16 protein-coding genes and 2 pseudogenes are annotated in these 16,983 nt (G+C 70.6%); 7 read left to right on the top strand and 11 right to left on the bottom strand.

Features of this window, described 5'->3' with window-relative positions; all coding sequences use genetic code 11:
- Positions 1 to 32 precede the first annotated feature (32 nt).
- Complete coding sequence (locus O7604_RS20160; protein WP_281577383.1) at positions 33 to 497, top strand: MarR family transcriptional regulator; 465 nt, start codon at positions 33 to 35, stop codon at positions 495 to 497.
- Between the two features lie 8 nt (positions 498 to 505).
- Here O7604_RS20160 and O7604_RS20155 read toward each other — a convergent pair whose 3' ends face one another.
- From O7604_RS20155 to O7604_RS20125, 7 genes and pseudogenes are all read right to left on the bottom strand, one after another.
- Positions 506 to 1,252: an urease accessory protein UreD gene (locus tag O7604_RS20155; RefSeq protein ID WP_281577382.1), complete on the bottom strand. Its 747-nt coding sequence runs from the start codon at positions 1,250 to 1,252 to the stop codon at positions 506 to 508.
- A complete protein-coding gene (gene ureG / locus O7604_RS20150) occupies positions 1,252 to 2,010 on the bottom strand; it encodes an urease accessory protein UreG (RefSeq protein WP_348650992.1) in 759 nt (252 codons plus the stop codon). The genes O7604_RS20155 and ureG overlap by 1 nt, the downstream gene beginning before the upstream one ends.
- A complete protein-coding gene (locus O7604_RS20145; protein ID WP_269705283.1) occupies positions 2,000 to 2,692 on the bottom strand; it encodes an urease accessory UreF family protein in 693 nt (230 codons plus the stop codon). The genes ureG and O7604_RS20145 overlap by 11 nt, the downstream gene beginning before the upstream one ends.
- Entirely contained in the window at positions 2,692 to 4,395 is a 1,704-nt protein-coding gene (locus tag O7604_RS20140; RefSeq protein ID WP_281577381.1) for an urease subunit alpha, read from the bottom strand. The genes O7604_RS20145 and O7604_RS20140 overlap by 1 nt, the downstream gene beginning before the upstream one ends.
- The gene (locus tag O7604_RS20135; protein ID WP_281577380.1) at positions 4,392 to 4,772 is read right to left on the bottom strand and encodes an urease subunit beta; all 381 of its coding nucleotides are present in this window, start codon (positions 4,770 to 4,772) and stop codon (positions 4,392 to 4,394) included. Before O7604_RS20135 ends, O7604_RS20140 begins: the two co-directional genes overlap by 4 nt.
- On the bottom strand, positions 4,769 to 5,071 hold the full coding sequence (locus O7604_RS20130) for an urease subunit gamma (RefSeq protein WP_269705280.1): 303 nt from the start codon (positions 5,069 to 5,071) through the stop codon (positions 4,769 to 4,771). Before O7604_RS20130 ends, O7604_RS20135 begins: the two co-directional genes overlap by 4 nt.
- A gap of 504 nt (positions 5,072 to 5,575) precedes the next feature.
- Positions 5,576 to 7,456 (bottom strand): annotated as a pseudogene (locus O7604_RS20125) (hypothetical protein); the annotation flags it as partial.
- A gap of 154 nt (positions 7,457 to 7,610) precedes the next feature.
- On the opposite strand from O7604_RS20125, the gene O7604_RS20120 reads away from it, so the two are divergent.
- On the top strand, positions 7,611 to 8,399 hold the full coding sequence (locus tag O7604_RS20120) for an SAM-dependent methyltransferase (RefSeq protein ID WP_269705277.1): 789 nt from the start codon (positions 7,611 to 7,613) through the stop codon (positions 8,397 to 8,399).
- A gap of 32 nt (positions 8,400 to 8,431) precedes the next feature.
- Here the strand turns inward: O7604_RS20120 and O7604_RS20115 are convergent, their stop codons facing one another.
- Complete coding sequence (locus O7604_RS20115; RefSeq protein WP_281577379.1) at positions 8,432 to 9,052, bottom strand: ABATE domain-containing protein; 621 nt, start codon at positions 9,050 to 9,052, stop codon at positions 8,432 to 8,434.
- Positions 9,053 to 9,158: 106 nt separating this feature from the next.
- Here O7604_RS20115 and O7604_RS20110 point away from each other — a divergent pair, with 106 nt between their 5' ends.
- Positions 9,159 to 10,376, top strand: a complete 1,218-nt coding sequence (locus O7604_RS20110; protein ID WP_281577378.1) for an MFS transporter — start codon at positions 9,159 to 9,161, stop codon at positions 10,374 to 10,376.
- 227 nt (positions 10,377 to 10,603) lie between these two features.
- Here O7604_RS20110 and O7604_RS20105 read toward each other — a convergent pair whose 3' ends face one another.
- Complete coding sequence (locus tag O7604_RS20105; protein WP_281577377.1) at positions 10,604 to 11,011, bottom strand: hypothetical protein; 408 nt, start codon at positions 11,009 to 11,011, stop codon at positions 10,604 to 10,606.
- On the opposite strand from O7604_RS20105, the gene O7604_RS20100 reads away from it, so the two are divergent.
- Positions 10,998 to 11,192, top strand: a complete 195-nt coding sequence (locus O7604_RS20100) for a helix-turn-helix transcriptional regulator (protein WP_348650991.1) — start codon at positions 10,998 to 11,000, stop codon at positions 11,190 to 11,192. The genes O7604_RS20105 and O7604_RS20100 overlap by 14 nt on opposite strands.
- Before the next feature lie 325 nt (positions 11,193 to 11,517).
- Positions 11,518 to 12,156, top strand: a pseudogene (locus O7604_RS20095) (GNAT family N-acetyltransferase); the annotation flags it as partial.
- A 536-nt stretch (positions 12,157 to 12,692) separates the two neighbouring features.
- Here the strand turns inward: O7604_RS20095 and O7604_RS20090 are convergent.
- Positions 12,693 to 13,277, bottom strand: a complete 585-nt coding sequence (locus O7604_RS20090; protein ID WP_281577375.1) for a TetR/AcrR family transcriptional regulator — start codon at positions 13,275 to 13,277, stop codon at positions 12,693 to 12,695.
- Positions 13,278 to 13,367: 90 nt separating this feature from the next.
- On the opposite strand from O7604_RS20090, the gene O7604_RS20085 reads away from it, so the two are divergent.
- Together O7604_RS20085 and O7604_RS20080 are read left to right on the top strand one after the other, a co-directional pair.
- Positions 13,368 to 14,111 carry a class I SAM-dependent methyltransferase gene (locus O7604_RS20085; protein ID WP_281577374.1) on the top strand — a complete coding sequence of 248 codons (744 nt, stop codon included), beginning with the start codon at positions 13,368 to 13,370 and terminating at the stop codon, positions 14,109 to 14,111.
- On the top strand, positions 14,108 to 14,812 hold the full coding sequence (locus O7604_RS20080) for an SGNH/GDSL hydrolase family protein (RefSeq protein WP_281577373.1): 705 nt from the start codon (positions 14,108 to 14,110) through the stop codon (positions 14,810 to 14,812). The genes O7604_RS20085 and O7604_RS20080 overlap by 4 nt, the downstream gene beginning before the upstream one ends.
- 381 nt (positions 14,813 to 15,193) lie before the next feature.
- Here O7604_RS20080 and O7604_RS20075 read toward each other — a convergent pair whose 3' ends face one another.
- Entirely contained in the window at positions 15,194 to 16,807 is a 1,614-nt protein-coding gene (locus O7604_RS20075) for a hypothetical protein (RefSeq protein ID WP_281577372.1), read from the bottom strand.
- Positions 16,808 to 16,983 lie beyond the last annotated feature (176 nt).

The following is a 16,983-nucleotide window of genomic DNA, read 5'->3' as shown; positions in this document are numbered from 1 at the left end:
ACGATGACAGGGCCACCGGCCCAGGGAGTTCCATGTCAGACGTGCCCGGGACGCCAGCCGATCTGCTGCGCTCGCTCACCCGCGCCGAACGGCTGCTCTCCCGCCGGTTGGCCGTCGTTCTGGCCGACGACGACCTGACCACCGAGGCGTGGCGGGTGCTGTGCCTGCTCGCCGACGGCCAGGGCCATCCGATGAGCGAGGTGTCAGCCGAGGCGTCGTTGCCGCCGGGGACCCTCACCAAGCTGGTCGACCAGCTCGTCGACCGTAACCTGGTGTTCCGGCGGATCGACCCGCTGGACCGGCGCCGTATCCGGGCCTACCTGACCGCCCGGGGCCGCCGTGAGCACGCCCGCGTCGACGAACGGGTCCGGACCAGCCTCGCCGAGGCGGGCGTACCGGCCGACACCGCCCTGCTCGACCATCTCGCCGACCTGATCGCCCGGCTCGACCCGGCGGGTCGCCGCGACAACGCCGAGGCGGCCGGCCTTCGGCGTTGACCCTCGCTTCACTCCACCTCGGTGAGCAGCGGCTCGACCTGCACGTCGAGGTGGGCGCGCAGCGTGTGCGCGTCGGGAGCGGTGGCGGTCCACAGTGTCGCCGGACCACCCGCCAGGGGCAGCCGGGCGACGGTGCCCTCGACCGTCGCCCGCTCGTCGGAAAGCGACGGGTCCACCACCAGCAGCGACCCGGTGGCCGGTGCGCCGCCGAGCACCGCGGGGCCGGCCCAGCCGGGCGCACCCGGTCCCACTGCCAGCGACTGGCGCAGCAGCGGCCGGCCGTCGTAGTCGACCCGGGTGTGGACGACAGCGCCGCCCGGCGCCTCGCCGTACCGGCCGCAGATCACCTCGTCGCGCCAGGTCAGCCTCGCCCCGGCGGCCAGCTCCACCCGGGACTCGGCGAGATGCGCGCAGCCGGCCGCCGCGACCAGTTGCTCGGGCAGCCAGTGCAGTGCGCCGCCGTCGCGCACCACGGCGTGGACCGCCATCCGCGACGCGACGCCGGGCCGGCCGGGCAGGGCGACCGAGGCGGCGACGGTGTGTACCCGCACCGCCGCCCCCGGTCCCACGTCGATGTCCAGCCGCAGGTCGTCGCCGGCGAGCGGGCCGGCCGCTCCGCCGACGACGTACACGGTCACGGCACGACCGCTGCCGGGCGTCTGTCGCAGCAGCAGCGGCGTCTCACCGCGCAGCTCGGCGAGGACCGTGCCGCCCCGGCCGTCGGCCCGGGCCACCAGCCGGGCGTACGCGCGCATCAGGCCGGGCCGCCCCGCGCGGCGACCGGATGCGCTGCCGCGTGGTGGGCCAGTTCGTGGCGAATCCAGTCGGCGACCGGTCCCGCCGCCGTGTCGCCGACGATCGACAGGAACACGGTCGGCAGCTCGCCGCGCCGGGCCCGCGCGTCCCGGTCCATGACGGAAAGGTCCGCGCCCACCATCGGTGCCAGGTCGGTCTTGTTGATCACGAGCAGGTCGGCGGACGTCACACCGGGTCCGCCCTTGCGCGGCACCTTGTCCCCGCCGGCCACGTCGACCACGAATATCTGCCGGTCCACCAGGCCCCGGCTGAAGGTGGCGGTCAGGTTGTCCCCGCCGCTCTCGACCAGCACCAGGTCCAGCGGGCCGACCGCCTCGGCCAACTCGTCCACGGCGTCGAGGTTGGCCCCGATGTCGTCCCGGATGGCGGTGTGCGGGCAGCAACCGGTTTCGACGGCGCGGATCCGGCTCGGGTCCAGCACGCCGGCCCGCTTGAGGAAGTCGGCGTCCTCGGTCGTGTAGATGTCGTTTGTGACCACGCCGAGCCGCAGCTCCCCGGCGAACGCCCGGCACAGGGCCGCCACCAGGGCGGTCTTGCCCGACCCGACCGGCCCGCCGATGCCGACGCGCAGCGCCCGCCCGGCTTGCGCCAGCGGCGGATGCGGGTCCACCCCCGGTTCGGGGTGGGTGTGCGGAACGGTCTCGTCGTGCGGGGCGGGATTCCGGTCGGCATCGGGCGCAACGGTTTCAGGACGCAAAGAGACGCACCTCCCAGGTGGCATGAGCTTCGGCATGGATGTCGGCAAGGGGCGCGGCCGCCGCGGGCAGCCGCTCGGGTGGGTCGTCGGCGGCCCGGGCCGCCGCGGCGGCGGTGCCGTCGCACCGGGAGGCGAGACCGACCAGCAGTGCCTGGACCTGGTACGGGTCGAGGCCGAGCAGGCGTACGGCAGCACTGGCCGCACCGGTCACCGTCCCGTGGGTGGCGACCGTGGCGGTCTCGGCGCGGCTCAGGCCGGCGGCGGCGCAGAGCAGCCCGAGCACCAACGGCTGGTGCGCTCCGCCCGGTGTGGCGGGCAGGTCGTCGAAGGACGCCTCCGGCCAGATGGCCCGGCCCGCGCGCAGTAGAGCCCGTCCCTGGCGACGGGACACCGTACGCAGCGCCGGTGCCGCCGTCCGGGCGTCCAGCTCCGCGTCGAGCAACGCCAGCGTGGACCGGCGTACGGCGGAACCGGCCGAGGTCACCGCCCGGTGCGCCGCCGCCGCGAACGCCGCACCGACCAGCCCGGCGGTCGCCAGCCGGCCGGCCAGGAACGCCTCCAACGTGGCCAGGTCGGTGACCCGGCCGGCGGCGACGGCCGCCTCCAGGCCGCCCGAGTGGGCGTGCGCACCGGCCGGGAAGCGGCCGTCGGCCAGCAGCAGGAGCAGACTCGACGTCGCCATCAGAACAGGAAGTACCGCTGGGCCATCGGCAGGCGTGGCACCGGGTCCGGCTCCACCACCTCACCGTCGATCCGCACCGTGAAGGTGTCCGGGTCCACCTCGATCCGGGGCATCGCGTCGTTCTCCGGCAGGTCCGCCTTGCCCCGCGAGCGCACGTCCGCGACGGGCACCACCCGTCGCCGCACGTCGAGGCGCAGCCCGGCGTCGAGGGCGGCCGGCGCGACGAACGCCAGGCTGGTAGCCGAGGCGGCGGCACCGTACGCCCCGAACATCGGGCGCGGCAGCATCGGCTGCGGCGTCGGGATGGACGCGTTGGCGTCACCCATCTGGGCGTACGCGATCATGCCGCCCTTGAGCACCAGGTGCGGTCGTACGCCGAAGAACGCCGGCTCCCACAGCACCAGGTCGGCCAGTTTGCCCGGCTCGACCGAGCCGACCTCCCGGTCCAGCCCGTTCGCCATGGCCGCGCAGATGGTGTACTTCGCCACGTACCGGCGGGCCCGGTGGTTGTCGGCCGCGCCGTCGCCTGGTAGCGCGCCGACCCGCTCCTTCATGACGTGCGCGCTCTGCCAGGTTCGCAGGATCACCTCGCCCACCCGGCCCATCGCCTGCGAGTCGGAGCCGATGATCGAGATCGCGCCGAGGTCGTGCAGCAGGTCCTCGGCGGCCATGGTGGACGGCCGGATGCGGCTCTCGGCGAAGGCCAGGTCCTCCGGCACGGACGGGTTGAGATGGTGGCAGACCATCAGCATGTCCAGGTGCTCGGCGAGGGTGTTGGCGGTGTACGGCCGGGTCGGGTTGGTCGACGACGGCAACACGTTGGGCTCGCCGGCCACCGTGATGATGTCCGGCGCGTGCCCGCCTCCCGCCCCCTCGGTGTGGTACGAGTGGATGGCCCGGCCGGCGATCGCCCGCAGCGTGTCGGCCACGAAACCGGCCTCGTTGAGGGTGTCGGTGTGGATGGACACCTGCACCCCGGAGGCGTCCGCCACCCGCAGGCAGGAGTCGATCGCCGCCGGTGTGGTGCCCCAGTCCTCGTGCAGCTTGAACCCGCCCGCGCCGGCGCGCAACTGCTCCCACAGCGCCTCCGGCGAGACGGTGTTGCCCTTGCCGAGCAGCAGCACGTTGACCGGCAGCGTGTCCAGCGCCTCGTGCATGCGGGCCAGGTGCCAGGCGTTCGGGGTGACGGTCGTGGCCCGGGTGCCCTCGGCGGGGCCGGTGCCGCCGCCGACGAGTGTGGTGATGCCACTTGCCAGCGCCTCGGTGACGATCTCCGGGCAGATGAAGTGCACATGGGTGTCGACGGCGCCGGCCGTGAGGATCCGGCCGTTGCCGGCGATGACCTCGGTGGCCGGGCCGATGACCAGCTCGGGGTGCACGCCGGGCATGGTGTCCGGGTTACCGGCCCGGCCCAGCGCCACGATCCGCCCGTCGCGCAGACCCACGTCGGCCTTGACCACGCCCCAGTGGTCGAGCACCACCGCACCGGTGATGACGGTGTCGAGCGCGCCCTCGGCGCGGGTCGCCCGCGACTGGCCCATCGACTCGCGGATCACCTTCCCCCCGCCGAAGACCGCCTCGTCGCCGCCCACACAGTGGTCGGTCTCCACCTCGATCAGCAGGCTCGTGTCGGCCAGCCGGATGCGGTCGCCGGTGGTCGGCCCGTACAAGTCGATGTAGCGGTCCCGCCGCACGGCGCTCACCGCGCCGGCCCGTCGCTCGTCGGCGCGTCCGTTTGCGGCGCGCCGGTTTCCGGCGCGGTCGGTGACGCTTCGTCGAGCGGCCCGGCGCACTCGCCGCGCAGACCGGGCACGACGCGTGCGCCGCCGAGCGGGACCAGCTCGACGTCGCGGCTCACGCCCGGCTCGAACCGGACCGAGGTTCCCGCCGGAACGGCGAGACGCTGACCCCAGGCGACGGCCCGGTCGAACATCAGGGCCGGGTTGGCCTCGGCGAAGTGGTAGTGCGAACCGACCTGCACCGGACGGTCGGCGGTGTTGACCACGACCACCGTGGTCACCGGCCGACCCACGTTGATCTCGACCGGGCCGGCCGCCGGCAGGATCTCCCCGGGGATCACGGGATCGGGTGGTGCACCGTCACGAGCTTGGTACCGTCCGGGAACGTCGCCTCCACCTGCACCTCCCTCAGCATCTCGGGGATGCCGTCCTGGACGTCCTCGCGGCCGAGCACCGTCCGGCCGGCGGCCATGAGGTCGACCACCGACCGTCCGTCGCGGGCCCCTTCGAGCAGGAAGGCCACGATGATCGCGACGGCTTCGGGATAGTTGAGTCGCAGGCCGCGCTCGCGGCGGCGGCGAGCGACGTCGGCCGCGACGTGGACGAGCAGGCGGTCCTGTTCGTGCGGGCTGAGGAACACGGGATTCTCCGGTGGGGGTCGGCGTGGCCCGCTCGCCGCCGGCTCCGCGCGGAGCCGCGCCGGGCAGCACCACCCGGAGGACGAGCTGGAGTCACACGACCGCCGCGACGCCCCCGACGGGGTGGCCCGGGACTCCACCGTCCCGGCCCGCGCGAGGGGCACCCGGCGGTGTCGGTCGGATGCGGACCGCACCGCCCACCGCTTCAGCCGACCGTAGAGGATCGTCACCGGCGGGGGCAACAGTGTGCTCGGGATGAGGGATCGGGTGCCGGCGAATACGCAGACGGTGCGCGCCGAGCCGATCTCAGCGCGCACCGTGAGCCTGTGGGTCGTGTCCCCGATCCCGTGCACGCCCAAGCCGATGACGGGGCGTCCGGTCGATGTGCGGACCGGCTGGCCGAGGCCGACCGCAGGCGGGCTACAGGTTGTTGATCCGTGCCAGCAGCTCTGCCTCGGTCAGGTTTTCCAGGACCGCGTCCTGCTTGCGGCCCAGGACCGCCAGCGGTCGCCGAGAACCTCGAACACCTTGCGGTGCGGTTGCAGATCGGCGCGGAGGAACTCGTTGTAGATCCCCCGCGTCGGCTGGTCGTTCACGCACCCCTTCAGCATGAAGAAGTAGTGCCGGTTGCCCACCTCGTGGTCGTCGAAGTAGTTCGGCGAGTACATGACGGTGGAGACCGGTACGAACTGTTCGGTGGTGATGCCCCACAACTCCTTGCCCGCACTGCCCTGCTGCACGTCCTTACCCGGCCGGAAAGCGGTGATCACCCCGCCGGAGACAGTCATCCGGCCCACCTCGACGGTCTCCTTGTGGCCGACCGCGCGCTCGTGGCGGTAATGCTCGATCTTCCCGTTGCTCTCGGTCTCGATCACGAAGCCGACCTGCGCGCTGTCCCGCTTGCGGTACTGGTTCACCTCGATCCGGTACTCACCGTCGGGCACACGGTCGGCCCAGGTGACGTTCTCCACCGGCTCACGGGAGAGCGGCCCGCCGGCGTTCATGTCGACGTCCAGCTTGTTGCGCTTCTCCTGGTACCAGATGTGGTCGCCGTTGGGTTCGAACACGTGCAGGTCGAGGTCGTCGTGGTTGAACCAGGACAGGCTCACCCGCAGCTTGCCCGTGACGTTGCCGCCGGCCCGCTTGACCTTCTCCCGGATCGAGTCGGTGACGTTGCCGCCGTACGACCAGCCGAAATCGTTGTCCCACTTGAACAACCGCGGAGCAGCCGGGTGGCGCCCGGTCGTGAGGCTGACGAAGTGCGGCTCGTAGGCGTTGGCGACCCACAGGTCGATGGTGGTGGCGCCGGGCAGGACGTCCTTCATGAAGGAGACCACGGGAACCTCCTCCGGCTTCGCGTCACGAAGGCGCGCGCCCGTCGACGTCGTGGTGGCCGCCTGCATGAGCAGCCCCTCGATGCCGTCCTTCATCAGCGGCTGTGTGTCGTTGTCCACCCACAGCACGTTGGTGACCGACACGTCGGACAGCCGGGCGAACCGTCGCTGCAACGAATCCTCGATACCCAGCTCGTCAATGGTCTTCATGGCAGCCTTGACCCTGGCCGGGGTGATCAACGCGGTGGGTCGCTGGTAGTTCTGCGGTGCCACCTTCGTCTCGAACGACCGGACCGCCTGCGCCAGGTCGACGCCCGCGGAGAGATCCTGGACGAGAGTGCCGATCACCGTGTTGCGCAGACGTGCCGCCGGGTTCATGGCGTTGGCGAAGACGAAGGCGCGTCCGTCGGTCGCCTTCGCCCACCGGCTCTGCAGCGACCGGAACTCGGTCACCGCCGGACGATGCTCCGTGCCGCGGTAGAGGGCGTTGTCGTCGATCAGGTCGACCACGGTGTCCAGAGCGTGCCGGGTCAGCTCGGCCAGGCCACGCCGGAAGACCTGCACCGCGCCGTCGAAGGTGCCCTGCGCCGCGCCGACGTCCTCGGTGTGATGCCGCTCTGCCACCCGGCCGTGCAGGTGATGCCACACCTCGACCTGGCCGTCGCGCAGCGTCCGGGTGGTCTTCGTCCCGTACTGCGCCTGGCTGGACCGGAAGATGGTGGACAACGGCAGCGAGAGGACGAACTCGTCCATCGCGGCGGCGACGACGGAGAAGACCGGGTCGGATGCCGACACCCCGGACCAGACGGTACGGACCCGCCCGTCGTGGATCTCGACGACGTTGCCGAAGTGCTTGATGAACCCCCGGCAGGTCGAGCAGTCGTACTCGGACCGCTCACGGAACCGCAGATTGGTGCCGGCGGGGAAGGACTCGAGGAACGTGAGCCAGAGCGAGTCCCGGTCGAGACCGTCGCCCACGAGGTACAACTCACCCCTGGACATGGTGGACAGACGCGAGGTCACATCTGTCACGAACTGCTGGAAGTCGCCCACCGTCTCATCCCCTTTGATCGCCGGAGATCCTACGGAAGCGAACGTCATTCGGAGAACGCGTTTCCGGCTTTCCGCACGTCGTGGACACCCTCAAGGAACGTCGTCGGGTGTCGCAGGACAGCGCGGAACAGGCGTATCGACGGACACTTGTGTCATGGACCTCACCCCCGATCTCGACACGCCCAGCCCTGCGCGGGTCTACGACTACTTCCTCGGCGGGTCGCACAACTTCGCGGCGGACCGTGCGCTGGCGGCCCGCATGGAGCAGGCCATGCCCGACATCGGGCACATCATGCGGGCCAACCGCGCGTTCCTGCGTCGCGCGGTTCGGGCGCTCGTCGACGCGGGCATCCGGCAGTTCCTCGACCTCGGCTCCGGCATCCCCACGGTGGGCAACGTGCACGAGGTCGCCGGCCAGGCCGCCCCGGACACCGTCGTCGCGTACGTCGACATCGACCCCGTGGCGTACAACCACAGCCGACGCCTCCTGGCCGACGACCCGCGGACCGTGGTCTTGCACGCCGACCTCACCCAGCCCGAGGCGGTGCTCGGTGACCCGACACTGCGCGACGTGCTCGACCTCGACCGGCCGGTCGCGGTCCTGCTGGTGGGCGTGCTGCACCAGCTCACCACCGACCCGGCGCCGATCATCGCCCACTACCGCGACCGGCTCGCCCCGGGCAGCTACCTCGCCCTGTCACACGCCTCCTCCGACGAACGTTCCGACGCACTGGCGCTACGCGACACCTACAACCAGGGGTACGCCAACACCGCCCGGATGACCCTACGCAGCCGGTCCGAGATCGAACGGCTCTTCACCGGCTACACCCTCATTCCGCCAGGGCTGGTGCAACTGCCCGAGTGGCGGCCCGACTGGCCGGTCGACCCGGACGAGGACCCTCGCCGCTTCTCCACCTATTGCGGGGTGGGCCGGCTCGACTGACAGCCGCGCCGCCGGATCGTGACGGGCCAGGCTCAGCTCGTCGCGCGGGTACGTCGCGCCGCGACGTAGCGGCGCATCTTCTCGGACGTTCCGCAGTCGTCCATGCTGCACCAGCGGCGACTGCGGTTCTTGCTCTCGTCGTGGAAGAGGAAACGACAGCCGCCGCATCCCTTGATCCGGTCCAGTGCGCCGGTGGTGAGGAGCTGGACCGCCGCGTGCACCACCGGCCGCAGCGGCCGGGCAAGGGTCTGGTCGTCCCGCCAGGTCCACTCGAACGTACGCCCTTGGTCGAGTCGTGCATGACCGAGCGCGTCCGCTTCGTCGTCCCGCAGACGGGCCAGCACGGACCTGCCCGGGCTGCGATCGGCAGCGACTGCCCGGAACACGTCGTCGAGGTCGTCGCGGATCCGCAGCGATCGGGCGAAGGCGGTCTGAGAGCCGGCCGGATCATCGCGTGACAGCCGCCGCAACGCCTCCGCCTCCGGCTCGCTGAGCGTACCCGCGTACACGCTCCAGGCGACGAGCTCGGGGTAGCCGGTCAGCACGTCGCCGTCCGGAGATCCGACGGGCGGACCGGTACGGGTGTTGATGAAGTCCAGCGCGAGGTTGCCGCCCACCAGGCGCACCCGCGTCACACCCTCAAGTGTTTCCATCGAAACTCACTTTACCAGTTGACCTGCATCGACGGGCGCCGCTAGCGTGTTGCCATCGTAAGTCCTTTTACCGGAAACAGGGGGCCAGATGAGACGCGTACGGGCAGTGGGGGCGCTGATCGGACTGTCCGGCGGGACGTTCCTCTACACCACCGCCGAGGCGCTGCCGGTCGGGCTGCTGCTTCCGATGGCGGTGGACCTGGCCGTCTCGCCGCCGCAGGTGGGCATGCTCGTCACCGCGTACGGCGCGGTGGTGATGGTCGCCTCGGTACCGTTGACGGCGCTGGTCCGCAGGGTCCCTCGCCGCCGGCTGCTGTCGGCGCTCCTGGCCGGCTTCGTTCTCAGCACCGCCGTCACGGCACTGACGAGCACCTTCGCGCTGCTCCTGGTCGCCAGGATGGTCACCGCAACGACCCATGCGCTGTTCTGGGCCGTGGTGGTGCCGGCTGCGGCTGAGCTGTTCCGGCCCGCACGACGCGGGCGGGTCGTCGCGGTCGTGTTCGCCGGCGGCACCGTCGCGTTGGCCCTGGGAGTGCCCGCAGGCACCTGGCTGGGCGACCGCGCCGGATGGCGCACATCGTTCCTGGCGGTAGCCGGGCTCGGCGCCGTCGTGCTCGTCGTGGTGGCGGCGCTGCTGCCCTCGACGCGGCCGGAAGACGGACACGCCGCCCGAGGTGCGACGCCCGATGCCCGACGCTTCTGGCTGCTGGTGGCGATGGCCGTCCTGGCGACCGCCGGCGCCATCGCCGCCTACACCTACGTCGCCCTCTTCGTCACCGAGGTCAGCGGATTCTCTGCCGCGTCAGTCGGGGCGATCCTGTTCGTGCGTGGCATCGCCAGCGTGCTCGGCATCCTCGCCGTCGGCGCGCTGCTGGACCGCAGCCCGTGGCTCGCTCTCCTCACGACCGTCGCACTGCAATCGGCAGCACTGCTCGGCCTGTACACGTTCGGCCAACGGCCGTCGGTGTCCGTCGGCCTGATCGCTCTGGCCGGACTGGCATTCGCCGCGTTCACCGCGACGCTCGGCGGCCTCGTACTGCAGGTGGCCCCCGGGCGCTCCGACCTCGCCGCCGCCGCAGTCTCCGCCGCGGTCAACGTCGGCATCACCGCCGGCGCCTTCGTCGGCGGCCTGGCCCTGCCGAGCCACGGTGTGCGCGCTACGGTGCTGATCGGCGCTCTGCTCGGCGTGGCCGCCCTGGTGCTGGCTCTCGGCGAACGACTCATCCCGCCCGCACGTCCTCTCAGTCACGATGCGGACTTTCGTCACGCAAGCGCCGGTGGCGGTACGTCCAGTTCCTCGGCCAGCCGGCCGACCCGCGTCTAGAGAGGACTACCGGCACCGCCGCCGGGCGGTCCACGCCAGAGCGATCGACTTCAGCGCACACCGTGGGTTGTCGCAGACGGTACGGGCGTCTCGATCACTGGACGGGCGCCGGCCGGATCGGCCTGCGAGATCCCCCCCCCCCCCCCCCCCCCCCCCCCCCCCCCCCCCCCCCCCCCCCCCCCCCCCCGCGTTCCGGTCCGGAGTGGGCACCCGGGGATCAGCACGAATCAGAAGGCGGTCCGGCGCAGGCCGGCGATCTGGAGGGCGGCGAAGCCGGCGACCACCACCGCCTGCGCGATGACGAGCGCGACGCCGAGGGTGGTCAACGGGAACCAGCCGGCGACGAGCAGCTCGACGCTCGCGGCGACCCAGGCGATGTTGAGGGCGATCACGACTACCACGGCGGGTCGGCTCACCGTCGGCCTCGACGCGAGGAAGAGCAGGGCGGCCGCGAAGGCGACCAGGAAGACGCCTACGGGGTAGAGGAGACCGGCGGGAAGGCCGAACATCCGGCCGAAGATCGCCGCGGCGGCGAGGTAGACGACGCCGTTGGCACCTGAGCCGATCGCGTCCTGCTTGAGGGCGAAGCGGAGCAGCTTGGCGTCGTCGGCGGTCCGGGCGGTGCTGGCGCTCACGGCGCAGGAACGCGAGGTCGTGCGGCTGGCCGCCGCCGGCGCCTCCAACCGCGACATCGCCGCCCAGCTCTTCCTCAGCCCACGGACCGTGGGCTACCACCTCTACAAGGCGTTCCCCAAGCTGGGCATCACGTCGCGGGCTCAGCTGGCGACGCTGGTCGGGGTCGCGTCCGCCGAGTGAGGACGGCCGCCCGCAGGAGACGGGCGGCGTCCGGGCAGATGTTCCTCGTAGGCCCCGGCCGGAACACAAACTGGATGTCTGTCGCAGCCTTGGGCTGTACCCGTCACCCGGCCCGGAAACGCGACCCATTGCCCCACCGCCGAAAGCGTCGTTCGGGCCAACACCGCGCCGACTCTGAGCGGTCGTGGTCGTCGACTGGGAGCGCTGTCGCTGATGACCACAGACGTGCCGAAGAACTCATCGGACGGACAGCCCTGGTTCGGGTGGCGAGCCTAGGATCGACCTTCAAGCCACCTGGACGATTCGGGCAGGAAAGAGCTTGATCATGAGTAGTGCACTGGCCGACATCCTGAATGCTGCCGCGCACGGGCACTTTCCCGCACCGGACGGCGGAACCACCGTAGTGCCACAGCCAAACCATCGCGATGCCGGAGTGATCGCGTTCACCGCACACTCGGTGGTATTCACGGACGAGGATCCACTCTGGGTACGTGGCGTCCTGGCGGCCCTGGACTGCGATGCCCTGGCCGCCACCATGAATCCGGGCTTTTTGAGCGCGCTGCTCGGCCGGACAGGGCGATCCATGGACACGATTGATCTGCTGACTGTCGCGAGCCCGCTCGCCGGCGCGCCTCCCCTGCGACTGACCGAGCTGTTTGAAGCCGATCACCCCCGAGCGGGCAGAGCGCGCCACCGTCGTGACAACATTCGCGTCTGGGCGGCTGACGGCGGGGTGATCGTCCTGGGCCAAGGTGTGGCGGGCCGCTGGGAGGCCTCCATAGAGGTCGATGAAGGGCTTCGTCATCGAGGGCTGGGGCGGTCGCTGGCGCTGGCCGCACGGCATCTGGTGCCTGATCGGCAGCCGGTCTGGTCCCAGCAGGCCGCCGGGAACGCCCGCAGCGTGCGGGCGTTTCAAGCTGCTGGGTTTCGGGCGGTGGGAGCCGAAGCGCTGCTCCTGCCCGGCCGCCGAGCTGCAGGCTCGCCAACGGACCCTGTCGGCGGTCACGGGCCAGTCGCACAACAGCACGGTATCGGTGTGGACCGCATCAGGCCAGGTGGCCCGCGCTCGCGTACTGCCTTCCGGGCGTCGTCGTGATGACAGTCGCCGGATTGCTGGTCGTCGTCGCCGCAGTCGCCGCCGGGTTGCTGCCGCTGTCTGTCCCTGGCGCACAGAAGTGACCCGTTGCCGTGCGGTACGACGCACATCAGTCTGACGTTTCCAAGGAACGGGGGAAGTGTGGTTTCGGACGTCGACCGGCGATGGCTCCGGGAGGCCGTCGAGACCTCCCGGCTCTGTGTGCCCCGCAAGACGCCTACGCCGGCGGAGCGGTCACGTCTCACGCGCGATGTCCGTGACGATCTCAGCGACGTACCGCTTGCTCGTCGCGGCCGCACGGGCCGGCGACGCGGTGATCTGCTGGCCCGACTGAGCGCGCCCCGACCGGCGAACCGCTGAATCGCGGTATGAGCGGACGCCACCCTGGCCCGTGCGGCGGCCGGTCACGCCGGCGTTTGGCCCGGGTGTCGGTTCAGGATGAGGTCACCCGCGCGACGGAGCACCTGCGCCCGGGATCGATCGCCGTGGTCGGCGGCCAGGAAGTGCTCGCCGATCAGGAGGCAGAACGCGAGGACGCTGCGGGCTTCCACCTCGTCCGGGTCGTCGCAGAAGGTGCCGATCATCTCCCGCAGGAGGCCCATCCGCCGGTTGTCGACCCTGCGGAGACGATCGGCGATCACCGGGTCGCGCCGGGCCCAGTCACGGATCGCCAGGTCGATCGGCAGCAGCCGGTCACTGGAGAAGGTCTGGACGCCGGCTCGGGCGATTCGGGTCTTCGGGCTGCCGCCTTCCTTCTCGACACGGTTGATGACCTCGTCGGTGCTCTCCCGCTCCCAGGTGTCCACCATGGCCGTCAGCAGCGCATCACGGTCGGCGAAGAAGCCGTAGAAGCCGCCCTTGGATACGCCGAGCCGCTTGGCCAGCGCCTCGACCCGTACCGCATCCGGACCGCCGGATGCGAGCGCCTCGAGGCCGGCCTCGATCCATCGGTCTCGCGGGGTCCGCGTTTCGAACTTGATGTGATCCACCTCACTCCGCCGTATACGGCACCGTACATGGCCAGCTAGCCTTCCGTATACGGCAGCGTACACGGGGGCGCTGCCGCCCAGGAGGTCGTCATGAACGTCTTCGGTCACGTGGCCGCCCTCTACGAGCGGGAGCGGCCCGCTTACCCGGCCGGCGTTGCCGATGCGATCGTGGCCTACCACGGCAGCGGGCCCGCCTCGGTGGCCGAGATCGGCGCCGGCACCGGCAAGGGCACCGAGGTGCTGGCCGCCATCGGCGCGCCGCTGATCTGCATCGAGCCGGATCCACGCATGGCCGGCCTTCTGAAGGACAAGGTTCCGCGGGCCGAGGTGCATACGGGAACGTTCGAGCAGTGGACTCCGCCGCCCGGCGGGGTGGACGTGCTCGGCTGCGCCATGGCGTGGCACTGGCTGGACCCGCACACCCGGTCCTCCCGGGCCCGCGACGCCCTGGCACCCGGCGGCGTCCTCGCCCTGTTCGGGCACCGGTACGGCTTCGCCGACGCCCGGCACGCGGCTGCCATCCGATCGGCGCTGGATTCCCTTGACCCGGCGCTGCGGGAACCTCCGGCCGACTGGATGTACCACGATGTGATGGCCAGCCACATGTTCACTGACGCCCGGATGCAGCAGTTCCATCGTCATCTGCAGCTCGCCCGGGACCGGTACCTCGCACTGGTACGCACCTTCGGCCCGTTTTTGACCGCCCCGCCGCAACTGCGGCAGCGCGGCCTCAAACTGCTCGACCGGGTGATCGACGACCTCGGCGGCACGGTGACTCTCGACCTGCGCACCACCCTGACCCTGGCCCGCAACGGCGCCGGAGTGACGGCATGAACCCGGTCTGGCTGCCGGTCGTCGTGGTCCAGGGCGCCTGGCTGCGCTCGACCCTGCGGCTCGCGTCGGCACCGGGTGGCGGTGTCAGCGGCACCGTCCCCGGCCCCGAGGCGGAGCCGCTGCGCCTGGCCGTACTGGGCGACTCGACCGCCGCCGGCTGCGGCGTGACCGACGGCGAGGAGGCGTTCGCGGCCAGCCTCGCACGGGAACTGGCCGCCCGCACCCGTCGGCCGGTCGACTGGCAGGCCGTCGGCCAGTTCGGCGCCACCTCCCGCCGGATCCGATTCCAGCTCGTGCCGCGCCTCAACAAGAACCTCGACCTGGTCGTGCTGCTCGCCGGCGCGAACGACGTGCTGGCCGGCCGCGGACCGGACCTCTGGCGCGAGGACCTGACCGGTATCCTCGCCGGGCTCACCCGCCGCGCACACCGGGTGGCGGTAGTGGGACTTCCGCCGTTCACCCTGTTCCCGGCCATTCCGGCCACCCTCGCGCGCTATCTCGGAGAGCGCGCCGCCGCACTGGACGCGGTCACCCGGGAGGTCTGCTGCGACCACCCCCGAACGTCGTTCATCGACCAACCCGCCGGGACGCCGCCACCCGACTTCTTCAGCATCGACCGCTTCCACCCGTCGACCCACGGATACCGATTCTGGGCACGGGACGTCGCCGACCGGCTCTGTCTTGGCCAACCAGCGCCCTGACGAGCCGGCACGACCTGCACACCGGCGGGTCCCTGGGTCGTTCGCACCGTTCGCACCAGGCGGGTCCACCATCGGGTTATGGCTGCGGCGGTGGCGCACTACCGTCGATCGGCATGGCCGGTGTCGGGATCGAGATGACCGCGGAGAAATACCAGCCGGAAAACGGAAATGGTGCGCGCTGAAGTGGACCTCCGCGCACACCGTGGGGTTATCGTTGTGTCCGAGGGGCCACACCACCCATTACCCCACCGCCGATGACACTCAGCGCAACTTTGAGGCTTGCGCAAGTCTAGCGACGCCAAGTAGATCCGGTATCCGGAGCCGACCGTGATCGGCCGGCGCCGCATATCGGTTCAGCGTGTTCCGGCCCGAAAGTGCCCGCTACGCCAGCTCGCGAGCGACCTGTGCACCCAGCCACAGCGCTGCGGCGGCGTGAGGAACGGTGTTGAGCGGACTGAGCCGCTGCCTGCCGATGAGCTCGAACTGATCGTCGAGTTCAACGCGGATCGAGTCCAGTCTCTTGCCGTCGATGTCGTCTCGGTCGTCCTCAAACTCCCAGTTCAGGTTGAATCCGTGCCGTCGGCACCTGAGCTCCGCTCCGCTCACCAGCTCATCGAACCAGCCTGGCTGACGGACCAGCACGAGGACGTACACCTCGGGGCGGAGGGTAAGTAGCGGCACCGAGATGCCGGTATATCTGATCTCGACCGCCGGTGGCTCCCCCATGGGTCCGGGCTGGGTGGCGTTAAGCATGTGCTGGATCGGCCAGATGCCACCGAGTGGATCGCGGAGGTCCCGGCTGTCGTAGGCCAGGTCGTTGTACCCGAAGAGCTCCTCGGCGAACTCGCGAAGGAAGGCTCGTTTCACCGAGTACTCCGCGCGCTCACTGCCGTAACGGGAGCTGGTCGGCGCGAGGATTCCGGAGGGAAAGACATGCTGGAAGCCCGGATGCGTCTTGACGTCCCCGGATCTCCGGCTCAACAGCGCGCTGTACCCCTGCTTCTCCTTCACGATCATTACTGCCGCCACCGACAAGGCGGCCGCCCGCTGGGTGCCATTGAAGAGTTCATTTCCGTCAGCCCGTTCTCGCAGCCAGGCACGTCGCGGGAAGTCGCTCAACGACCACACGGCATTCGGCCGGCGACTCACGACGTCGATGAACTCGCGTTCAAGCATTTCCGAGGTCGCCACCGACTGAAAGTAGGTGCCGTAGCGAGCGTGAATGCGGGACCTGCCGGGCCCGTGGCGCTCAATGTTGTCGAGCGCGAACGTCTCCGCGTTGAACCGCCGAACTTCGTCGCGCCGCCAGTAGGTGCGTCGGAACTCCGCCCTGCCACGGTGGTCGAAACCCCGACCTTCCGCGTCGTACCGACGCCTGTCAGGCCGGACGTGATCGGTGATGTTTCCAATCGCTGAGTCGAGGTCGCCTCTGAGCTCGGGTGCCGCGACCTCAGCCCAGATCGGGAAGGTGCAGCGGCCCAGCGACACCAACGGGATTTCGGGGTACAGCCTCCGCAGCGTTCCTTCCCAGCCGGATGCGCCGAACACCTTCCTTACGCGGTTGTCTGATATCGAGTACCGCCTGCTTTCCAACTCGGCCAGCGCCCGCAGCGGCCACGGGCCCGGCTGGTGAGGCACTGTACGCACCTGGAGCTCTTGGAGCGGCGCCTCACAAGTACAACCATCGGAGGTCTGGCGCCCTGCGGAATCTTCAGCGGTCGCCGTTGGAGCCACGGCCGACCCGTCGCTGCGAGAACGCACCTCTACCGTCGCAACCACCACAAGCAGCAACAGGAAGGCGCCCAGCACCACGAGCAGCCACCGCTCACCGGGCAGGTCGACGCGGTTGGTGACTAAATTGCCAGCCAGCCCGAGCAGCGCGGACGCAAGTACGGCAACAACTGCCCGAGCCGCTCCGCGTGTGCGTCTGTCTCCCCGATCCATCCCAACCCCTGCAATCGCGGCCTCGGTAGTGATGGCAAGTGTCAGGGCCATCCGCACCCGTGTCTGAGAGCACCGGTTGACCATCTGCGCGGCAGCGCCTGCCAGAGACTTTAGGGACCCGAGGTCGAGCTGACCTCCCCCGCCCGGACAACGTCGCGTCGATCAGCAAACCCGGCTGCATGAACCTTCGGGCTCGCCGAAGCGGTCACCGAGCACGATGCCCTGGT

Origin of the sequence: Micromonospora sp. WMMA1947, assembly GCF_027497355.1 — a bacterium.
Lineage (GTDB): Bacteria > Actinomycetota > Actinomycetes > Mycobacteriales > Micromonosporaceae > Micromonospora.
The sequence above is the reverse complement of the archived record's forward strand: the minus strand, read 5'-3'. Positions and strand labels throughout refer to the sequence as shown.

Coding starts and splice junctions, on each gene's coding strand:
- O7604_RS20160 (WP_281577383.1), top strand. CDS start 33: ATGTCAGACGTGCCCGGGACGCCAGCCGATCTGCTGCGCTCGCTCACC.
- O7604_RS20155 (WP_281577382.1), bottom strand. CDS start 1,252: ATGCGCGCGTACGCCCGGCTGGTGGCCCGGGCCGACGGCCGGGGCGGC.
- O7604_RS20145 (WP_269705283.1), bottom strand. CDS start 2,692: ATGGCGACGTCGAGTCTGCTCCTGCTGCTGGCCGACGGCCGCTTCCCG.
- O7604_RS20120 (WP_269705277.1), top strand. CDS start 7,611: ATGGACCTCACCCCCGATCTCGACACGCCCAGCCCTGCGCGGGTCTAC.
- O7604_RS20115 (WP_281577379.1), bottom strand. CDS start 9,052: ATGGAAACACTTGAGGGTGTGACGCGGGTGCGCCTGGTGGGCGGCAAC.
- O7604_RS20085 (WP_281577374.1), top strand. CDS start 13,368: ATGAACGTCTTCGGTCACGTGGCCGCCCTCTACGAGCGGGAGCGGCCC.
- O7604_RS20080 (WP_281577373.1), top strand. CDS start 14,108: ATGAACCCGGTCTGGCTGCCGGTCGTCGTGGTCCAGGGCGCCTGGCTG.
- O7604_RS20075 (WP_281577372.1), bottom strand. CDS start 16,807: ATGGCCCTGACACTTGCCATCACTACCGAGGCCGCGATTGCAGGGGTT.